The 16,845-nt window shown below is 65.9% G+C and carries 16 protein-coding genes and 1 pseudogene; 7 read left to right on the top strand and 10 right to left on the bottom strand.

The genetic code is table 11. From position 1 onward, the window contains the following. Positions 1-134: 134 nt before the first annotated feature. A pseudogene (locus AB4Y73_RS14210) lies at positions 135-1,530 on the bottom strand (MBL fold metallo-hydrolase). A 201-nt stretch (positions 1,531-1,731) separates the two neighbouring features. On the opposite strand from AB4Y73_RS14210, the gene AB4Y73_RS14205 reads away from it, so the two are divergent. Beyond that, positions 1,732-1,989 carry a metal-sensitive transcriptional regulator gene (locus tag AB4Y73_RS14205; protein ID WP_056626479.1) on the top strand — a complete coding sequence of 86 codons (258 nt, stop codon included), beginning with the start codon at positions 1,732-1,734 and terminating at the stop codon, positions 1,987-1,989. A 130-nt stretch (positions 1,990-2,119) separates the two neighbouring features. Here AB4Y73_RS14205 and AB4Y73_RS14200 read toward each other — a convergent pair whose 3' ends face one another. The 3 genes from AB4Y73_RS14200 to AB4Y73_RS14190 all read right to left on the bottom strand — a co-directional run bounded on the left by AB4Y73_RS14200 (position 2,120) and on the right by AB4Y73_RS14190 (position 4,833). Then, positions 2,120-3,307: a fatty acid desaturase family protein gene (locus AB4Y73_RS14200; RefSeq protein WP_441872526.1), complete on the bottom strand. Its 1,188-nt coding sequence runs from the start codon at positions 3,305-3,307 to the stop codon at positions 2,120-2,122. A 13-nt stretch (positions 3,308-3,320) separates the two neighbouring features. Continuing rightward, complete coding sequence (locus AB4Y73_RS14195) at positions 3,321-4,418, bottom strand: ferredoxin reductase (protein WP_441872525.1); 1,098 nt, start codon at positions 4,416-4,418, stop codon at positions 3,321-3,323. Between the two features lie 211 nt (positions 4,419-4,629). Beyond that, positions 4,630-4,833, bottom strand: coding sequence for a hypothetical protein (locus AB4Y73_RS14190; protein ID WP_441872524.1), 204 nt, complete (start codon positions 4,831-4,833; stop codon positions 4,630-4,632). A gap of 38 nt (positions 4,834-4,871) precedes the next feature. On the opposite strand from AB4Y73_RS14190, the gene AB4Y73_RS14185 reads away from it, so the two are divergent. From AB4Y73_RS14185 to AB4Y73_RS14170, 4 genes are read left to right on the top strand one after another with little or no spacing between them, the layout of a single operon-like run. Next, positions 4,872-5,081 (top strand): hypothetical protein, encoded by a 210-nt coding sequence (locus tag AB4Y73_RS14185; RefSeq protein WP_441872523.1) that lies wholly within the window; start codon positions 4,872-4,874, stop codon positions 5,079-5,081. A 56-nt stretch (positions 5,082-5,137) separates the two neighbouring features. After that, positions 5,138-5,476: a YnfA family protein gene (locus AB4Y73_RS14180; protein ID WP_441872618.1), complete on the top strand. Its 339-nt coding sequence runs from the start codon at positions 5,138-5,140 to the stop codon at positions 5,474-5,476. 43 nt (positions 5,477-5,519) lie between these two features. Next, complete coding sequence (locus AB4Y73_RS14175; RefSeq protein WP_441872522.1) at positions 5,520-5,933, top strand: YidH family protein; 414 nt, start codon at positions 5,520-5,522, stop codon at positions 5,931-5,933. A gap of 4 nt (positions 5,934-5,937) precedes the next feature. Further along, entirely contained in the window at positions 5,938-6,279 is a 342-nt protein-coding gene (locus AB4Y73_RS14170; RefSeq protein ID WP_441872520.1) for a DUF202 domain-containing protein, read from the top strand. Between the two features lie 9 nt (positions 6,280-6,288). Here the strand turns inward: AB4Y73_RS14170 and AB4Y73_RS14165 are convergent, their stop codons facing one another. Genes AB4Y73_RS14165 through AB4Y73_RS14140 form a run of 6 tightly spaced genes read right to left on the bottom strand, consistent with a single transcriptional unit; the run spans position 6,289 to position 14,898 of the window. Beyond that, on the bottom strand, positions 6,289-7,515 hold the full coding sequence (locus tag AB4Y73_RS14165) for an MFS transporter (RefSeq protein WP_441872519.1): 1,227 nt from the start codon (positions 7,513-7,515) through the stop codon (positions 6,289-6,291). Between the two features lie 45 nt (positions 7,516-7,560). Continuing rightward, entirely contained in the window at positions 7,561-8,412 is an 852-nt protein-coding gene (gene narI, locus AB4Y73_RS14160; protein ID WP_441872518.1) for a respiratory nitrate reductase subunit gamma, read from the bottom strand. A gap of 2 nt (positions 8,413-8,414) precedes the next feature. Continuing rightward, positions 8,415-9,035, bottom strand: coding sequence for a nitrate reductase molybdenum cofactor assembly chaperone (narJ, locus tag AB4Y73_RS14155; protein ID WP_441872517.1), 621 nt, complete (start codon positions 9,033-9,035; stop codon positions 8,415-8,417). Beyond that, a complete protein-coding gene (gene narH / locus AB4Y73_RS14150; protein WP_441872516.1) occupies positions 9,032-10,726 on the bottom strand; it encodes a nitrate reductase subunit beta in 1,695 nt (564 codons plus the stop codon). Before narH ends, narJ begins: the two co-directional genes overlap by 4 nt. Next, positions 10,726-14,436: a nitrate reductase subunit alpha gene (locus AB4Y73_RS14145; protein ID WP_441872515.1), complete on the bottom strand. Its 3,711-nt coding sequence runs from the start codon at positions 14,434-14,436 to the stop codon at positions 10,726-10,728. Before AB4Y73_RS14145 ends, narH begins: the two co-directional genes overlap by 1 nt. Positions 14,437-14,490: 54 nt before the next feature. Beyond that, positions 14,491-14,898 carry a hypothetical protein gene (locus AB4Y73_RS14140; protein ID WP_441872514.1) on the bottom strand — a complete coding sequence of 136 codons (408 nt, stop codon included), beginning with the start codon at positions 14,896-14,898 and terminating at the stop codon, positions 14,491-14,493. A gap of 101 nt (positions 14,899-14,999) precedes the next feature. Between AB4Y73_RS14140 and AB4Y73_RS14135 the strand changes: the two genes are divergently transcribed. Next, on the top strand, positions 15,000-15,236 hold the full coding sequence (locus tag AB4Y73_RS14135) for a DUF2630 family protein (protein ID WP_441872513.1): 237 nt from the start codon (positions 15,000-15,002) through the stop codon (positions 15,234-15,236). Between the two features lie 260 nt (positions 15,237-15,496). Beyond that, a complete protein-coding gene (locus tag AB4Y73_RS14130; RefSeq protein WP_441872512.1) occupies positions 15,497-16,843 on the top strand; it encodes an ammonium transporter in 1,347 nt (448 codons plus the stop codon). Positions 16,844-16,845: the final 2 nt, after the last annotated feature.

Below are 16,845 nucleotides of genomic sequence, written 5' to 3'. Positions count from 1 at the left end.
GACGAAGGTGTTCGGCCGCATTCCTGCTTCTTTCGGTAGACGTAAGGTGGCCCGGGCGTGTGGGGGCACGCCCGGGCCGGATGCCCGGGCTGGAGGGGGACCTGCCCGGGCGGTCTTGGGGTTGCTAGGCCTGCTTAGGCGGCGGGGACGCTGTTCTGCCGGGCGTTCCAGGCGGCGTAGCTGCCGTCGAGTTCGACGACGTCGTACCCGGCCCGGCGAAGCGCGCTGGCGGCCACGGAGTTCCGCACCCCGCTCTGGCAGTAGGTCACAATGGTGCCTTCCGCGGGAAGCTCATCAAGGTGCCACATGACGCGGCCGCCGCTGAGCTGGTACGAGCCCGGGACATGCCCGGCCTTGTGTTCGGTCTTGTTGCGGACGTCCAGGACCATGGCGGCGTCGAAACCGTCGAGTTCCTCCGGCTGGATCAGCTTGGGAGTATAAGCGGGCAGCCCGTCGATGCCCGTCAGGTAGCCGGCGACGTTGTCGATGCCGACCCGGACCAGGTGGTCCCACATGTCCATGGCCTGCTCCTGGTCCTTGGCAAGGAGCACCAGCGGGTTCTCGTCCGTCTCCGGATTGACCACCCAGGCGCCGTACCACCGACTTGCCGGCCGGGACGTTCAGGGACCGGGCCACGGTGCCCTCGTGGACTTCGCCGTGGGAGCGGGTGTCGATGAACGTCAGGGTGTCTTCTGCCAGGCCTGTTGCGACGATGTCGGTGGAAAGCTCAGGCAGCGGGGTGCGTTCGCCCATGACGTCCGGGCCTACACGGTTTTCGCGCTTCATCCGGCCGAAGTAGGCGTGCGCGTCAGGCTGGCCGTCGAGCAGTTCGTCGATGAAGCCCTGCTCATCGTTGGCGGCCAGGTACGGGCCCCACCAGGCGTAGAGGCGCTCGTAGCCCACTGTGGAGGACGGGATGGCGCCCAGGGCCTTGCCGCAGGCGCTGCCGGCGCCGTGGGCGGGATGGACCTGGACGTAGTCCGGCAGGGTGAGGAACTTCTCCCGGAGGCTGGTGAAGAGCTGCTTGGCGCCTTCGAAGCGGGTGTCCACGCCGCCGGCTGCTTCGTCCAGCAGGTCCGGCCGGCCCAGGTCCCCGGAGAAGACGAAGTCTCCGGAGAGCAAGTAGCCGGGCTTGTCGCTGAACGCGCCGTCGGTGACCAGGAAGGACAGGTGCTCCGGTGTGTGCCCGGGGGTGTGGACTGCCTTGATGCTGATGTTGCCCAGGGCGATGGTGTCGCCGTCGTACAGCCGCTCGCCCTCGAATTCGTACTGCCAGTCCGGCCCGCCCTCGCCCGAAACGTAGACCTTGGCGCCGGTAGCGGCGGCCAGCTCACGGGTGCCGGAGAGGTAGTCGGCGTGGATGTGGGTCTCGGTGACGGCCACGATCTTCATGCCGTTCTTTTTGGCGAGGTCCTGGTACACCGCGATGTCGCGGCGGCCGTCCACCACGATGGCTTCACCCTTGGCCTGGCAGCCGATCAGGTAGCTGGCCTGGGCCAGGTCTTCGTCGTAAATGCGCTCGATAAGCATCTGGTGCTCTCGTTCGCGAAGGGGGTGGAGGGGAAGTCTTGTGGCTCTGACATCAGTTTAGATACCCCACGGGGTATAGCGCAGGGCTTGATTTAAGTTGGTAAGTGAATACCCCGCCGAGTATTACTGATACCCCATGGGGTAGTCAAACACCCCTCCGGGTATATAGTTGACCGCAAGGAAGACGACTATTGGAGACGCATGCAACTTGATTCGACTGAACTGACACCCGTGGTCAACCGCCTCAAGCGGGCGCAGGGCCAGCTCGCCGCTGTCACACGCATGCTGGAGGAAGGCCGGGACTGCAAGGACATCGTCACGCAGCTTGCCGCCGTGTCCAAGGCCCTGGACCGCGCTGGATTTGCCATCATTGCCAGCGGCCTGGAGCAGTGCATCGTCCGCGAAGACACCACCATGGACCGGAAAGAGCTCGAGAAACTCTTCCTGTCCCTCGCCTAGGGGCGCCTTCGCTGACTTCATGGGGACTCCGCGTTACGGCCAGGAGTCACGGAACGGCGCGTTAAACAGACAGCGGAGGGGCCAGGCATTGTGCCTGGCCCCTCCACTGCTGTCTGTTGCTCTTCTTCCCTTAGGCCTTTGCGGCCTTGCCCGGCAGTGCCAGCCTGAAAATCTTGCCCCAGGTTGATCCCACCTGCTTCAGCAGCGGACCCGTGGTGTACTTCAGGCCGTAGCGCTGGCAGATTTCCTGGACCAGGGGCGCAACCTCGGCATACCGGTTGGACGGCAGGTCCGGAAAGAGGTGGTGCTCAATCTGGTGGGACAGGTTCCCGGTCATCAGGTGCATGAACTTGGAACCGGAGATGTTGGCGGAGCCGATCATCTGGCGGACATACCAGTCGCCGCGGGTTTCGCCTTCCACCATTTCCTCGCTGAAGGTGTCCGTGCCTTCCGGGAAGTGGCCGCAGAAGATCACCGCGTGCGCCCAGACGTTGCGGACGGCGTTCGCGGTCAGGGTGCCGTACAGGGCCTGCTTGCCGGATCCGGTGAGCATGGCGACGGCGGGCGTGGCGGCGTAGTCCTTGGTGAACTGCGTGACCACCTTCTTGCCCAGCGCCTTGAGATCCTTGAGCAAGGCTTCCTTGGACTTGTTGCCCTCTTTGAAATCGTTCAGCTCGAGATCGTAGATGGCGATGCCCCATTCAAAAAGGGGTGCCAGGATCGCGTTGTACAGCGGGTTGCCCAGGTTCATGGGCACCCATGGCTGGGATTCGTCCATGCGCAGCAGGTTGTACCCGACGTCGTTGTCCTTGCCCACCACGTTGGTCCAGCGGTGGTGGAGGTCGTTGTGGGTGTGCTGCCATGAGCGCGAGGGGGTGACGAAATCCCACTCCCAGGTGGTGGAGTGGATGTCCGGGTCCCGCATCCAGTCCCACTGGCCGTGCAGCACGTTGTGCCCGATCTCCATGTTTTCGAGGATCTTGGCGAGGCTCAGAAGGGTGGTGCCGGTGACCCAGGCTGCCTTGTTTTTGCTGACCAGAAGTGCGGCGCGGCCGGAGATCTCCAGACCGCGCTGAATCTTGATCAGGCGTCGGATGTAGGCGGCGTCGGAGGCGCCGCGCTTGGCGAGGATGTCGTCGCGGATCGCGTCGAGTTCCCGGCCCAGCTCAGCCACCTGTTCGTCCGAGAGGTGCGCTGCGCTGGGAGGGCGAACCGAAGGGCTGCCGGACTCGGCCAACGCTCCGGGGCGCGTCCTTGCCGCCCCGGCCGGGGCGGTTTTGTCTTCTGAAATTGTCTTGTTTTCTGAAACTACTGACATGCGGTGAAGCTCCTCAGAGTTCGAGGTTGACGGGTCCGGCGGCTGCCGAGACACACGTTTGGATCAGTTGGCCGGGCTCGCCGTGGATCTCGTTGGTGCGGAGGTCACGGACTTGTCCGGCCAGGAGCGGAGTAAGGCAACTGTGGCAGATCCCCATCCGGCAGCCACTGGGCATCAGCACCCCGGCGTCCTCGCCGACGTCGAGCAGTGGGGTGTCGCCGTCGGCGTCGACTTCCCGGTCCGAGGCTTCAAAGGTGACCAGGCCGCCGTCGTGCCCCACACCACCGGCAAAGGTGGTGTTGAACCGTTCGATCATCAGGTTGCCGGGGTCACCGGCGATTGCCACGTCCGAGCCGGGGGCTGCAGTGGTGAGTGCTGCCTGCTTCCACAGCGCCTCGGCGTCGTCCAGGAAGCTGTCCGGACCGCAGGCGTAGGCGGCGCGTTCCTTCCAGTCCGGGCAGATCTCATCGAGCTCTGCCGTGTTGGTCAGGTCCATCCGGCCCTGCTCGCCTGTGTACCAGTGGGCCAGGCGGAAGTTGGGAAATTGGTCGGCCAGCTCGGCAAGTTCCTCACGGAAAAGGCTGTCGCCCGGGGTGCGGGCCGAGTGCACAAGCACGACGTCGGCATCCGGGCGGCGCGGGACCAGCGTGCGGATCATGGACATCACCGGAGTGATGCCGCTTCCCGCGGTGACCATCAGCAGGGGCCGCGGGTGTTCGGGGAGGATGAAGTCACCTTGCGGAGGTGCGAGGAACAGGACGTCGCCGGGTTTGGTGGTGCGCACCAAGGTGCCGGAAACGGCGCCGACGTCGGTGACGGTGATGGCGGGGTCCTTGCCGGCGGGGGCACTCAGGGAGTACGAGCGCCAGTGGCGGACGCCGTCTAGCTCAACGCCGATGCGCGCCCACTGGCCAGCCAAATGAGAATGCCAGCCCCGGCCGGGGCGGAAAAAGATGGTGGCCGACTGCGCAGTCTCCTGGACCACCCGGGTAACCACGCCGCGCAGCTGGCGCGCGGAGAAGACAGGGTTGAACAGCGAAAGAACGTCTTCCGGCGACAAGGGTGAGGTCAAGACGGAGGCCGCTTGGGCCAGCTGACGTAGCCGGATCATGCAGTTATACCTTTAGCGGCGCGAGCCATTTTTCTCTCTCCTGACCGTTCCGCAGTCATGCTGTATCAAATGGGCACTTTATTCCCCCAAGCCCACTACCAGCCTAACGGCTGCGGCTCGTTGATGGTTCCGGAAGAATATTAGTAAGGATACTGACTGATCTCCACTGCAGGTCGCCGGGACGGGCCAGCCCGACGGCAGGGGACGGTTTTCAGCGGTCGTCGCGGTCCTGGAATTCCTCGTCCAGGTCCTCGTGCCGGAACTCCGTCTCCGGGTTCGGTCCGCCCTCGGCCACGTACTCATAGTCCAGTTGACGCTGAACTTGGCTGTCCAGAACTTGCAGCTCCCGGTCCGGAACGGTGGAAAGGTCATCCGGAAACTCGTCTTCCGGCTTCAGGTGGAGCTTCTCGGACATGGTGCCCCTCTCTAGGCCGTGGGAATAGCCGGGCCGCAATGCCCGCGCCCTCTCCGGATATCCCTTCCAGGCCGATCACCCAGCGGAATTACGCCGGATCAAGACCGGCCGGCGTCCAGAAACGGGGATGCCTGCTGACGGGCGAAGTGGTGCACCCGGAAGAAGGCGCCGTCGATGCCGAGTTCCTCCGCGGCGACCGCAAGATCAATGCCCTGCAGCAGGGCCTCGCCCGCAGTTCTGGTCTGTGAACCCTGGCCGCATTCCCGGCTGGCATGATGAACGTGTGAACATTCCTGCTGAAACGGTGTCGATCGCCAAAACGGCGGTGCTTTTCGTCCTCGCCGCGGTGGCTGAAATTGGCGGCGCCTGGCTCGTGTGGCAGGCCGTCCGCGAAGGCAAGGACTGGTGGTGGGCAGGACTCGGCGTCATTGCCTTGGGCCTCTACGGTTTTGTTGCCACCCTGCAGCCGGACGCCCATTTCGGCAGGATCCTGGCGGCCTACGGAGGTGTGTTCGTGGCCGGCTCGCTGGCCTGGGGCATGGTCTTTGACGGCTTCCGGCCGGACCGGTGGGACGTTGCGGGCTCCGTGATCTGCCTGGCGGGCGTGGCCGTCATCATGTTCGCGCCCCGGAACGCCGGCTGACGCGCCCACTGCGACTGCATTCCCCGGCGGCTAAACTGTCCCCGTGTCCAGCAACCAGCCACCGCCCAGCGGTCCCGTGCCGCCGCCGCCCCCGCCGCGCGGACGGATAGCCGAACGGCTCCTGCCTGGCGGCACCGAACCCGACCCGCGCTTCACCCTCGCCAATGAACGGACCTTCCTCGCCTGGATCCGCACCGCGCTGGCGCTCCTGGCCGGCGGCATCGCCATCGAGGCCTTCACCTCGGACCTCTTCCTTGAGCCTGTCCGCAAGAGCCTCGCCGTGCTGCTTCTGCTCCTTGGCATGCTGCTCAGCGCCGGCGCCGCAGGGCGCTGGCTCCGCGTGGAACGGAGCATGCGCAACAAAACGCCGCTCCCGCTGCCCCTCATCGTGCCGCTCCTGGCCGGTGCCGGGGCGCTGGCAGCCGCCGTCGTCCTCATCTTTATCCTCTGGCGTTAGCGCCATGGCCCGCACCAAGGTTCCGGATCCGGCGCCGCACGGGGATCCCGGGCTCCAGCCTGAACGGACCACGCTGGCGTGGGGCCGGACCATGCTGGCGCTGGTGACCGTCAGCGCCATTTTCCTGCGGTGGCTCCCCCACCACGGCTTCCCCATCCTGCTGCTGTTCGCTGTTTCGGCGAGCGCCGCTGCGGCGATCTACTTCACCCAGCGCCGACGCTACCTGGCCCGCGCCCGCGGGGTTGCCAACGAGAGCATCGAGGCCGACACGTCAGCCATCCTGTGGACCGCCTTCGCCGGCATCGTCCTGGGCGCACTCGGCATTGGCGTGGTGCTGGCCGCTTAGCCCCCGGGGTCAGGCCTTCGCGGTTTGGACGGTTTTCGACGGACCACGCAACACCAGGGCGGTGAAGGCGAATGCAACCAAGGCGGTTGCAACCAGCAGCAGCAGGCCGATGGAGTAGCTGCGCGTCGCGGCGTCATACGTGGCGCCCATCACAAGGGGCGGGAAGTAGCCGCCCAGGCCGCCGGCCGCACTGACAACGCCGCTGATGCTGCCCACCTTGCCGGGAGGAGCGAGGACGCCCACCCACGCGAACACGCCGCCGGTTCCCAATCCCAGCGCTGCTGCCATGGCCACGAACGTCAGGCCGGCGGGGACTTCGCCGTCCGGCTGGAGGTTCACCACCCAGCCGAGCACGGCAACCCCTGCCAGGGACGCGAGCACCACCGGCTTCGAACCGAATTTGTCGGCGAGGACGCCGCCGATTGGCCGGGCCAGCACTGCTGCAAGTGCGAAGCCCGCCGTGCGGGCCCCGGCGCCGCTGGGATCAAAGCTGTACACGTCCCGCAGATAGGTGGGCAGGTACGTGGCGAAGGAAACGAAGCCGCCGAAGACCACGGCATAGAGGAAGCACATCTTCCACGTGACCGGTGTTTTGGCGGCGTCCAGGAGCTTGGGCAGTACCGGGGCGTTGTTGCGGGTCCAGCCCGGGGACTCCTTCATGAGGAACCACACCAGGGCTGCCATGGCGGCCAGGACCCCGGCGATCAGCAGGTGCGTGGGCAAATACCCGATGCTGGCCACCAGGCGCGGGTTCAGGAAGGCCGCCAGGGCCGTGCCGCCCATCCCGGCACCAAAGACGCCGGTGGCAAAGCCCCGCCGGGACGGCTCGTACCAGGCGCTGACGAAAGGAATCCCGACGGCGAAGACGGTACCCGCGACGCCGAGTACCAGGCCGGCGGCGAGCACCAGCGCGAAGGAGCTGAGAAGGCCGCCCACCGAGACCAGCAGGATCGGCAGGATGGAGGCGAGCAGCACAAAGGTGAACATCGCCCGGCCGCCGTACTTGTCCGTCAAGGTGCCGACGACGATCCTGCCGAGCGAGCCGACAAACACCGGCATGGCGACCAGTACCCCTGTGGCCGCCGGGTTGAGGTGGAGGTTCTGGGTGTAGAACGAACCCAGTGTTGCCACCGAGTTCCACGCCCAGAACCCCACCACCGAGGCGGAGGTTGCGAGCACGAGATTGAGCGTCCGGCCGGCCGGTGCCGGCCGGGCTGGGGCGGCGGATCCGGCCACGGCGTTCCTCTTTCCTCTTTCCTCTACGTCTGGTTTTGGTTTTCGCTATCGGTTCCGGGTGTCCCTGTCGCGCGTTCCGACGGCGGACCAGCCGCGGCGTGCCGCGGTCCCCGTGGTGCGTGCGGCAGAAACTCCGGCTGCTTCCTGGCGCTTCGGCTGCCCGGGCCTGCGGTCCCGGTCACGGGAGCGGTAGACGATGTAGGGCCGGAAAAGGTAGTGCAGCGGCGCCGTGAAGGCGTGGACCAGCCGGGTGAAGGGCCAGATCACGAACAGCGCCATACCCACCAGCGTGTGGAGGTGGAAGGAGAACGGGGCTGTCGCCATGGCCGCGATGTCCGGCTGAAAGATAAACAGGGAGCGGAACCAGGGGGCCACGGTTTCACGGTAGTTGTGCCCGTGTTCGCCTTCAAAGACGCTGGCCAGCGTGGTCCACAGGCCGAACAGGATGGCCGCCGTGAGCACCACGTACATGCCCTTGTCGTTTTTGGTGGTTGCCATAAAAACCGGCCCGGTGGTGCGGCGCCGGTAGATCAGCAGCAGAATTCCGCCCAGGGTTCCCACCCCCGCGATGCCTCCCACCAGCAGGGCGTTGAAGTGGTAGAACTCCTGGCTCATGCCCACGGCCTGCGTCCAGGCCATCGGGATGACGAGGCCGAAAAAGTGGCCGGCGATGACTGCCAGCAGACCGAAGTGGAACAGCGGCGACGCGATCCGCAGGAGCCGGGACTCATACAGCTGGGAGGACCTGGTGGTCCAGCCGAACTGGTCGTATTTATAGCGCCAAATACTGCCGCCCACCAGCACCACCACCATGACGTACGGCAGGACACTCCAGAGGACGATGTCCAGGGCAGTGAGGTCGACGGCGGCCCTTGGCCCGGTCTCGAAGCTCAGCATGGTCAGGCCCCTTTCACGGGCAGCAGGCGAGGATCGTATGGGTCCAGCCCCACGGCTTCGGTGGGCGGCCCGTAGCCGGCCATCCGCATGACAGCCTGCTCATCGGCCGGCGATTTCCCGGGAAGGGTGGCGCAGATTGCCTGCAGGATGCGGGCATGCGGCAAGTCATCGCGCAGCAGGCCGAAGCGGAGCATCTCGAGGCTGGCACGGTACCGGATCAGCAGGTCACGGCCCGCCGCGAGGTCCACCCGGGCGGCATATTCGAGGACCATAGGCAGGTAGTCCGGCAGTTCGCCGTGCGTGTCCACCAGGATGTCGCTTTGCCGGTAGGCCTTCTTGAAGTTGCCCAGGACTTCGCCGCGGCGCCGGGTGTCGCCGTCGGTCCAGTAGCTCAGGTGCAGCGCGTGCCGCCGGCCCAGGTCGAATTCACGGACGTAGTGGGCCTGGACTTCCATTGGCGGCGTGCTTTCCAGGGCATCCATCACCTCCCGGAAGTCCGCGGCGGCGCCGGGAAATTCGGCCAGCGCGGCCCGGATCAGCGGAACCTTGGCAATCAGATCCTCATCCGGGTACGACAGGCACCAGGCGGCGGCCAGGTAGACCACCTGAACGCGCCGGCTCACGGCCGTTCCCGGTCCGCCGGCGGACCGGGCTCGGGGTGCGACCGTCCCGGGAAGAGCCCCGGCGGCGCCCCGCGTCCGTCCCAGTTCAACAGGTTGACCCGGCCGCTGAGGCCGGTCCCGGACCCCATCTCGTCCGTGGTCTGCCGGTCGCGAAGGGCATTGAAGGTTTCCACGGCCACCGGGACGGGCCTGCCGCTTGCCTCACCGAACGGGGAGGAGTCCTGCATGCCGGGTCCGCCGTCGAAATCCAGTGAGCAGCCCATCTCTTCCAAATCGTGCGCCTGTTCCACGTGCGCCTTGGGGATCACGTAGCGTTCGTCGTATTTGGCGATGGCCATGAGCCGGTACATCTCGTACATGGTCTGGCTGTCCATTCCCACTGACTCGGGGATGGAGTCGTCGGGATCGTTGCCCAGGCTGATGCCGCGCATGAAGGAGCGCATCGCCGCGAGCTTCCTCAGCACGGCCGTGACCCGGTCCGTGTCCCCGGCCGTGAACAGTTCCGCCAGGTATTCCACCGGGATGCGCAGCGCCTCGATGGCGCCGAACAGGTTGCCGTGATCCTCGCCGTCGTGCCCCTGGTCCCGCAGCAGGTCCACCACCGGGGAGAGCGGCGGCACATACCAGACCATGGGCATGGTCCGGTATTCGGGGTGCAGCGGCAGGGCCACCTTGTAGACCTTGGCGAGGGCGTAGACCGGCGAGCGCCGGGCGGCGTCGATCCAGTCCTCCGGAATGTTCTGGGCGCGCGCTTCGGCCTGGACGGCGGGGTCGTTCGGGTCCAGCAGCACGTCCATCTGGGCGTCGTACAGTTCCTTCGGGTCGGTGACCGACGCAGCGGCGGTGACGGCGTCGGCGTCGTACAGGAACAGCCCCAGGTACCGCAGCCGGCCCACGCAGGTCTCGGAGCAGACCGTAGGCAGCCCCACCTCCACGCGCGGGTAGCAGAAGGTGCACTTTTCGGCCTTGCCGGTCTTGTGGTTGAAGTAGATCTTTTTGTACGGGCAGCCAGTGATGCACTGCCGCCAGCCGCGGCATTTGTCCTGGTCCACCAGGACAATCCCGTCCTCCACCCGCTTGTAGATCGCCCCTGAAGGGCAGGACGCCATGCAGGACGGATTCAGGCAGTGCTCGCAGATCCGCGGCAGGTAGAACATAAACGTCTGCTCGTACGCGAACTTGATCTTGTCCTCGGATTCGCGCCGGACCTTCTCCACGATCGGATCCAGATGGCCGTGCTCGGTGGAACCGCCCAGGTCATCGTCCCAGTTGGCGGACCACGTGATCTTGGTGTCCTCCCCCGTAATCAGGGACTTGGGCCGGGCCACGGGGAAGTCGTCCCCCAGGGGCGAGTCGATCAGTGTCTTGTAGTCGTAGGTCCAGGGCTCGTAGTAGTCCTTGAGCTCGGGCTGGACCGGGCTGGCGAAGATCCCAAAGAGTTTCTTGACCCGGCCGCCTGCCTTGAGGACCAGCTTGCCGCGCTTGTTCAGTTCCCAGCCGCCGTGCCATTTCTCCTGGTCCTCGTACCGGCGGGGATAGCCCTGCCCCGGACGCGTCTCCACGTTGTTGAACCACACGTATTCGGTGCCCGCACGGTTGGTCCAGGCCTGCTTGCAGGTCACCGAACAGGTGTGGCAGCCAATGCATTTGTCCAGGTTCATAACCATGCCCATTTGAGCCATAACACGCATCAGTACTGCACCTCCTGGGAACGACGGCGGACGGTGGCAACCATGTCGCGCTGGTTCCCGGTGGGGCCAAGATAGTTGAACGCGTAGGCCAGCTGGGCGTAGCCGCCGATCAGGTGCGAGGGTTTGACCAGCAGCCGGGTGACGGAGTTGTGGATGCCGCCGCGCCTGCCCGTTGCCTCGGACTTCGGCACGTCGATGGTGCGTTCCTGCGCGTGGTGGACGTACACCACCCCGGCCGGCATCCGGTGGCTGACGATCGCCCGGGCCACCAGGACGCCGTTGATGTTCACGCATTCCACCCAGTCGTTGTCCCTGACCTTGATGGACTCGGCGTCGGACGGGCTCATCCAAACTGTCGGCCCACCGCGGGACAGTGAGAGCATCAGCAGGTTGTCCTGGTATTCGGAGTGGATGGACCATTTGGAGTGCGGCGTCAGGTACCGGACCACCACCTGCAGCTCCCCGTTGCCGCCGAGCTTGGGTTCCCCGAAGAGCCGGTGCATGTCCAGCGGCGGCCTGTAAATGGGAAGGCCTTCGCCGATGTCCGTCATCCAGTCGTGGTCGAGGAAGAAGTGCATCCGTCCGGTCAGGGTGTGGAAGGGCTTGAGCCGTTCGATGTTGATGGTGAACGGGGCGTAGCGGCGGCCGCCGGTTTCAGAACCGGACCATTCCGGCGAGGTGATCACGGGTACGGGGCCGGCCTGGGTCTGGGCGAAGGTGATGAACTTTTCCTCCGAGCCTTCGGAGAGGTCCACGAGTTTGCGGCCGGTGCGGACCTCCAGGTCCTCGAAGCCCTGGACGGACAGCGCCCCGTTGGTGGTACCGGAGAACGCCAGGATGGCTTCGGCCATTTTCGCGTCGGTGTCGATCGCCGGCCGGCCGTCCGCGGCGCCGCCGAGCATCACGCCGTTGGAGCGGCTAAGCCGGTCAAGGGGTCCGGCAAGTTTGTACGTGACGTTCTTGACCGTGAAGCCCAGCTTGTCGGCCAGGGGTCCGACGGCGGCTAGCTTGTCCGCGATGGCCGTATAGTCGCGCTCCACCACGGAGAACACGGGCATGTTCTGTCCGGGCACGGCGGGGATGTCTGTCTCCCGCCAGTCGCGCACGATTCCGCCGGGCTGGGCCAACTGGCCCGGGGTGTCGTGCTGCAGCGGAACGCTGACCAGGTCGCGGCGGACGCCGAGGTGGGTTTTGGCCAGCCGCGAGAACTCGCGGGCCAGCACGTGGAAGGTGTCGAAGTCTGTTTTGGTCTCCCATGGCGGGTCGATCGCCGGGCTGAAGGCGTGCACGAACGGGTGCATGTCGGTGGAGGAGAGGTCGTGCTTCTCGTACCAGGTGGCAGCGGGGAACACGACGTCGGACAGCAGCGTGGTGGAGGTCATCCGGAAGTCTGCGGAGACCAGCAGGTCCAGCTTTCCTTCCGGGGCCTGCTCATGCCACTTCACGTCCTTGGGTTTGAGCCCTTCTGCGTGGTCCTTGCCCAGGACGTTGTTATGGGTGCCCAGCAGATTCCGCAGAAAGTACTCGTTGCCCTTGGCCGAGGAACCGAAGAGGTTGGAGCGCCAGAGCACCAGGGTCCGGGGCCAGTTCTCCGGGGCGTCCACGTCTTCGATGGCCGGGTTCAGGGTGCGGTTCTTGAGTGCGTCGGCAATGTAGCTGGGGGTGTCCTTGGCTGACCCGGCGGCGACGGCGGCCTCCGCCTCGTCCGCGAGGTCCAGCGGGTTGCGGTCGAACTGAGGGTAAAACGGCATCCAGCCGAGCCGGGCGGACTGGGCCATCGCGTCCGCGGTGTGCATCCCGTCCAGGGCCCCGGTGGAGAGCGGCGATTTCAGGGCATCAGCGGAGTAGCCGTCCTGGCGCCACTGGTCTGTATGCATGTACCAGTAACCGGTGCCGATCATGGTCCGCGGCGGCCGGGCCCAGTCCAGGGCATTGGCCAGCGACAGCCAGCCGGTAACCGGCCGGGTCTTCTCCTGCCCCACGTAGTGCGCCCAGCCCCCGCCGTTGCGGCCCATGCAGCCGGTCAGCATCACCAGCGCCAGCACGGCCCGGTAGGTGGTGTCACCGTGGAACCACTGGCAGATTCCCGCGCCCATGATGATCATGGAGCGGCCCTTGGACTCTTCGGCATTACGGGCGAATTCACGGGCCACGCGGATGCAGGCCTGCGCCGGAACGCTGGTGATTTCCTCCTGCCAGGCCGGGGTGTAGGGCGTGGACGCATCGTCGTAGCCGGCCGCCCACTCTCCCGGCAGCCCGTCCCGGCCCACACCGTACTGGGCCAGCATCAGGTCAAAAACGGTGGTCACCAGGTGACCTTCAACCTCCGCGACGGGCACGCCGCGGCGGAGCACGGTGCCCGTCCCGTCCGCCTGTTCGAAGCACGGGAGCAGGATTTCGGCGCTTTCCCCGGACACTTCCCGCAGCGACAAGGCCGGTTCGATTCCCTCAAGGTCAAGGTTCCATTTACCTTCCCCGCTGCCGGAGTACCGGAATCCCATGGAGCCGTTCGGGACGGCGGGACGACCGGTTTTTTTGTCGAACAGCACGGTGCGGAACGCTGCATCCTCAGCCCCGGACTCCGCCGGGAGGTCCTTCGCGGTGAGGAATTTCGACGGCGTCAACTCGCCGTCGTCGTTCCTGACCAACCTGACCAGGAACGGCAGGTCCGTGTACTGGCGGACGTAATCGGTGAAGAACGGGACCTCGCGGTCCACGAAGAATTCCTTGAGCATCACGTGGCCCATGGCCATGGCGAGCGCGGCGTCGGTGCCGGCCTGGGCGGGGAGCCATTCATCGGCGAACTTGGTGTTGTCCGCGTAGTCCGGGCTGACGGTGACAACCTTGGTGCCGCGGTACCGGACCTCGGCCATCCAGTGTGCATCCGGGGTGCGGGTGACCGGGACGTTGGAGCCCCACATCATGAGGTAGCGCGCGTCCCACCAGTCCCCCGATTCCGGGACGTCCGTCTGGTCGCCGAAGACCTGCGGGCTGGCCACGGGCAGGTCCGCGTACCAGTCGTAGAAGGAGGTCATCACCCCGCCGATGAGCTGGATAAAACGGGTTCCCACCGCGTGCGAGACCATGGACATCGCGGGAATCGGCGAGAAGCCGGCGCACCGGTCCGGGCCGTAGGTCTTGATCGTGTTCACATGGGCGGCGGCGGCGATCTCGATCGCCTCCTGCCACGACACCCGGACCAACCCGCCCTTGCCGCGGGCCTGCTGGTAGCGGCGCCGCCGCTCCGGGTCAGTCGCGATCTCCGCGAAAGCGAGCACCGGGTCACCGAGGCGGGCCTTGGCCTCCCGGTACATCTCCACCAGGACGCCGCGGGCATACGGGAAACGGACCCGCGTGGGCGAGTAGGTGTACCACGAAAAGGCTGCCCCGCGGGGGCAGCCTCTAGGTTCATATTCGGGACTATCCGGGCCAACCGAGGGGTAATCGGTCTGCTGGGATTCCCAGGTGATGATGCCGTCTTTGACGTACACCTTCCAGGAGCAGGAGCCCGTGCAGTTCACCCCGTGCGTGGACCGGACCACTTTGTCATGGCTCCACCGGTCCCGGTAGAAGATGTCGCCCTGGCGGCCGCCTTCGCGGAACACGGCCCTGCCATCGTCGGTCTGGTCCCACTTCGTGAAGAAACGGCCCAGCTTGAGCATTGCATCTGATGCGGGTCCGTCTAACCCCGCGTTGGGTCCGGCAGCCATGGGCAACACGCTAAGCGATGGCAGAGCATAAGACTAGGGCCGGGCGGCCCTTGCTTAGGGCGATCGGAACATCGGCAGGAGGAACCCGACGATGAGCGCCGCGGCACCGATTCCGGTGAGTACGCGGCCAAGCACGACGGCGGTTACCCCCACTTCCTCGGGCGCTGCGGTCTGCCACTGGGTGGGGCGCTTGGGGTGGTAGTAGATCGGGAGCGTGTCACCGACGGCCAGCTCACGGATGTCATAGGGCGACATCGGCGCGTGGTGGACCTGGAATTTACGGTCGAACCAGCGGAACCCCGTTCCGCTCTCGTCCGCGTAGACCACCGCTTCGGCCACTGACCACGGGTGCACAAAACGGCGCAGGATGCCGGAGTAGAAGAGCAGGCCAAGCCCGGCAGGCAGGCACAACCAGGTCAGGATCTCCAGGATGGGACCTGCCATTTCGAGCACGGTGGGCATGGAAATGATGGTACCGGTGGTTGGCTCCGGAAAAGATCGCTGGTGACTTCCCGCAGGACTGATTAGCCTGAGGGAACCCGCCATGGACCAAAGGAGAAGCCATGAATGATCACGACATCTTAGGCCGCATTCAGGCGCTGGTAGCCGAAGAGCATGAACTCCGCGAAGCGTCCGGAACCGGCAAGGCACCGGACGAGGCGCGCCTGAAGCATCTGGAAGAGAGCCTGGACCAGTGCTGGGATCTGCTGCGGCAGCGCCGGGCCAAGCTGGAGTCCGGCGAGAATCCGGACGAGGCGTTCACCCGCTCAGTCAGGGAGGTGGAAGGTTACAAGCAGTAGCCAGGGGGTTGTGAGCAGCTGGTGACGTTGAGGAAATGTGGAGTCCCGCTCCGCCCTCTTCACCCGGTCTTTTCGCGCCGCAGGGCAGCCATGTAACCTGCCCGAAACATGCCGGTCACGCGGTCTTCACGCAACGGCCCGTTACGTAACAAGCACGCAACGTGCTGCTGCACATCACGAAACACGGCACCACGACCATTGATCAGGGGGATTGCCCGGGCAGAAGACCGGGCGATCTGGATCAATGGGAAGGGACGCCGGTGGCAATCACTGCGCAACACGTCTGGCTGATGATCGCGGCGGCAATGGTGCTGTTCATGACCCCGGGGCTTGGCCTCTTCTACGGCGGCATGACCCGGGCCAAGGCCGCCCTCAACATGATCATGATGAGCTTCATCTCAGCCGGCATCGTAGGTGTTGTCTGGGTTTTGTGGGGCTATTCCATGACCACCGGCGAGGGCTTCCTGGGCATCTTCGGCAATCCGTTCACCAACTTCGGCCTGCAGAACCTCATGGGTTCCCCCGATCTGATCAAGGCCGGTTTCAGTGCCACCTTCGCGATCATCACTGTTGCCCTGATCAGCGGCGCAATCGCGGACCGCGCCAAGTTCGGCGCCTGGGCCCTGTTTGTCCCTGTCTGGGTCACGCTGGTCTACTGCCCGCTCGCCTACATGATCTGGGGCGGCGGGCTCATGAGCGCCGGCGGCGCCATGACCGCCATGTTCGGTCAGGTGATCGACTTTGCAGGCGGCGCCGTGGTGGAAATCAGTTCCGGAACGGCAGCCCTCGTTTTGGCCCTGGTGGTTGGACAGCGCCACGGTTTTGCGAAGGACCCCAGCCACCGCCCGCACAATGTCCCCTTCATCATGCTCGGTGCGGCCATCCTCTGGTTCGGCTGGTTCGGGTTCAACGGCGGCGCCGCCACCACGGCGGAGCAGGCCGGCCTGATCTGGGTGAACACCCTGGCTGCTCCGGCCGCGGCAATGCTGAGCTGGCTGCTGGTGGAGAAGGTCCGCCACGGCCACCCCACGTCACTGGGCGCAGCGTCCGGCGTGGTCGCGGGCCTGGTGGCCATCACGCCCTCCTGTGCCAACATCAGCCCAGTGGCCGCAATCGGCCTGGGCCTGGTAGCTGGGGCGGCCTGCTGCGTGTTTGTTGACCTCAAATACCTTTTCGCCCTGGACGATTCCCTGGACGTGGTGGGTGTCCACCTCGGTGCGGGCCTGATCGGCACCCTGGCCCTGGGCTTTATCGCCCTCCCGGTGGACGGCGAAGGCGGCGGCCTCCTCTACGGCGGCGGCTTCCAGCAGCTGGTGGCCCAGTCCGCAGCCGTAGTGGTCACCGTGCTGCTGTCCGGCGTCGTCACCCTGATCATCGGCCGGGGCATCCACCGGTTCATCGGCTTCCGTGTCAGCCACGAGGCCGAAACCGCGGGCGTGGACATATCCCAGCACGCCGAGACGGCCTACGCCTTCGGCGAGCTGTTCGCCGGCCACTTCAACCCGCTGGGCCACAGGCTGCCCGTACCGTCCGCGGCAACGGTGGGTACCGCCGTCGAATCTTCCCCGCGGCCCGGCGGGCCGACCAGGGAAGACAGCTTCGCCTAGGG

Origin of the sequence: Pseudarthrobacter sp. TAF60_1 (assembly GCF_052113505.1) — a bacterium.
In the GTDB taxonomy this organism is placed as follows: Bacteria; Actinomycetota; Actinomycetes; order Actinomycetales; family Micrococcaceae; genus Arthrobacter.
This window is presented reverse-complemented; position numbering and strand designations above follow the sequence as displayed.

Coding starts and splice junctions, on each gene's coding strand:
- AB4Y73_RS14195 (WP_441872525.1), bottom strand. CDS start 4,418: ATGATCCGGCTACGTCAGCTGGCCCAAGCGGCCTCCGTCTTGACCTCA.
- AB4Y73_RS14145 (WP_441872515.1), bottom strand. CDS start 14,436: ATGGCTGCCGGACCCAACGCGGGGTTAGACGGACCCGCATCAGATGCA.
- AB4Y73_RS14170 (WP_441872520.1), top strand. CDS start 5,938: ATGGCCCGCACCAAGGTTCCGGATCCGGCGCCGCACGGGGATCCCGGG.
- narI (WP_441872518.1), bottom strand. CDS start 8,412: ATGCTGAGCTTCGAGACCGGGCCAAGGGCCGCCGTCGACCTCACTGCC.
- AB4Y73_RS14135 (WP_441872513.1), top strand. CDS start 15,000: ATGAATGATCACGACATCTTAGGCCGCATTCAGGCGCTGGTAGCCGAA.
- AB4Y73_RS14200 (WP_441872526.1), bottom strand. CDS start 3,307: ATGTCAGTAGTTTCAGAAAACAAGACAATTTCAGAAGACAAAACCGCC.
- AB4Y73_RS14185 (WP_441872523.1), top strand. CDS start 4,872: ATGCCCGCGCCCTCTCCGGATATCCCTTCCAGGCCGATCACCCAGCGG.
- narH (WP_441872516.1), bottom strand. CDS start 10,726: ATGCGTGTTATGGCTCAAATGGGCATGGTTATGAACCTGGACAAATGC.
- AB4Y73_RS14140 (WP_441872514.1), bottom strand. CDS start 14,898: ATGCCCACCGTGCTCGAAATGGCAGGTCCCATCCTGGAGATCCTGACC.
- AB4Y73_RS14205 (WP_056626479.1), top strand. CDS start 1,732: ATGCAACTTGATTCGACTGAACTGACACCCGTGGTCAACCGCCTCAAG.
- AB4Y73_RS14190 (WP_441872524.1), bottom strand. CDS start 4,833: ATGTCCGAGAAGCTCCACCTGAAGCCGGAAGACGAGTTTCCGGATGAC.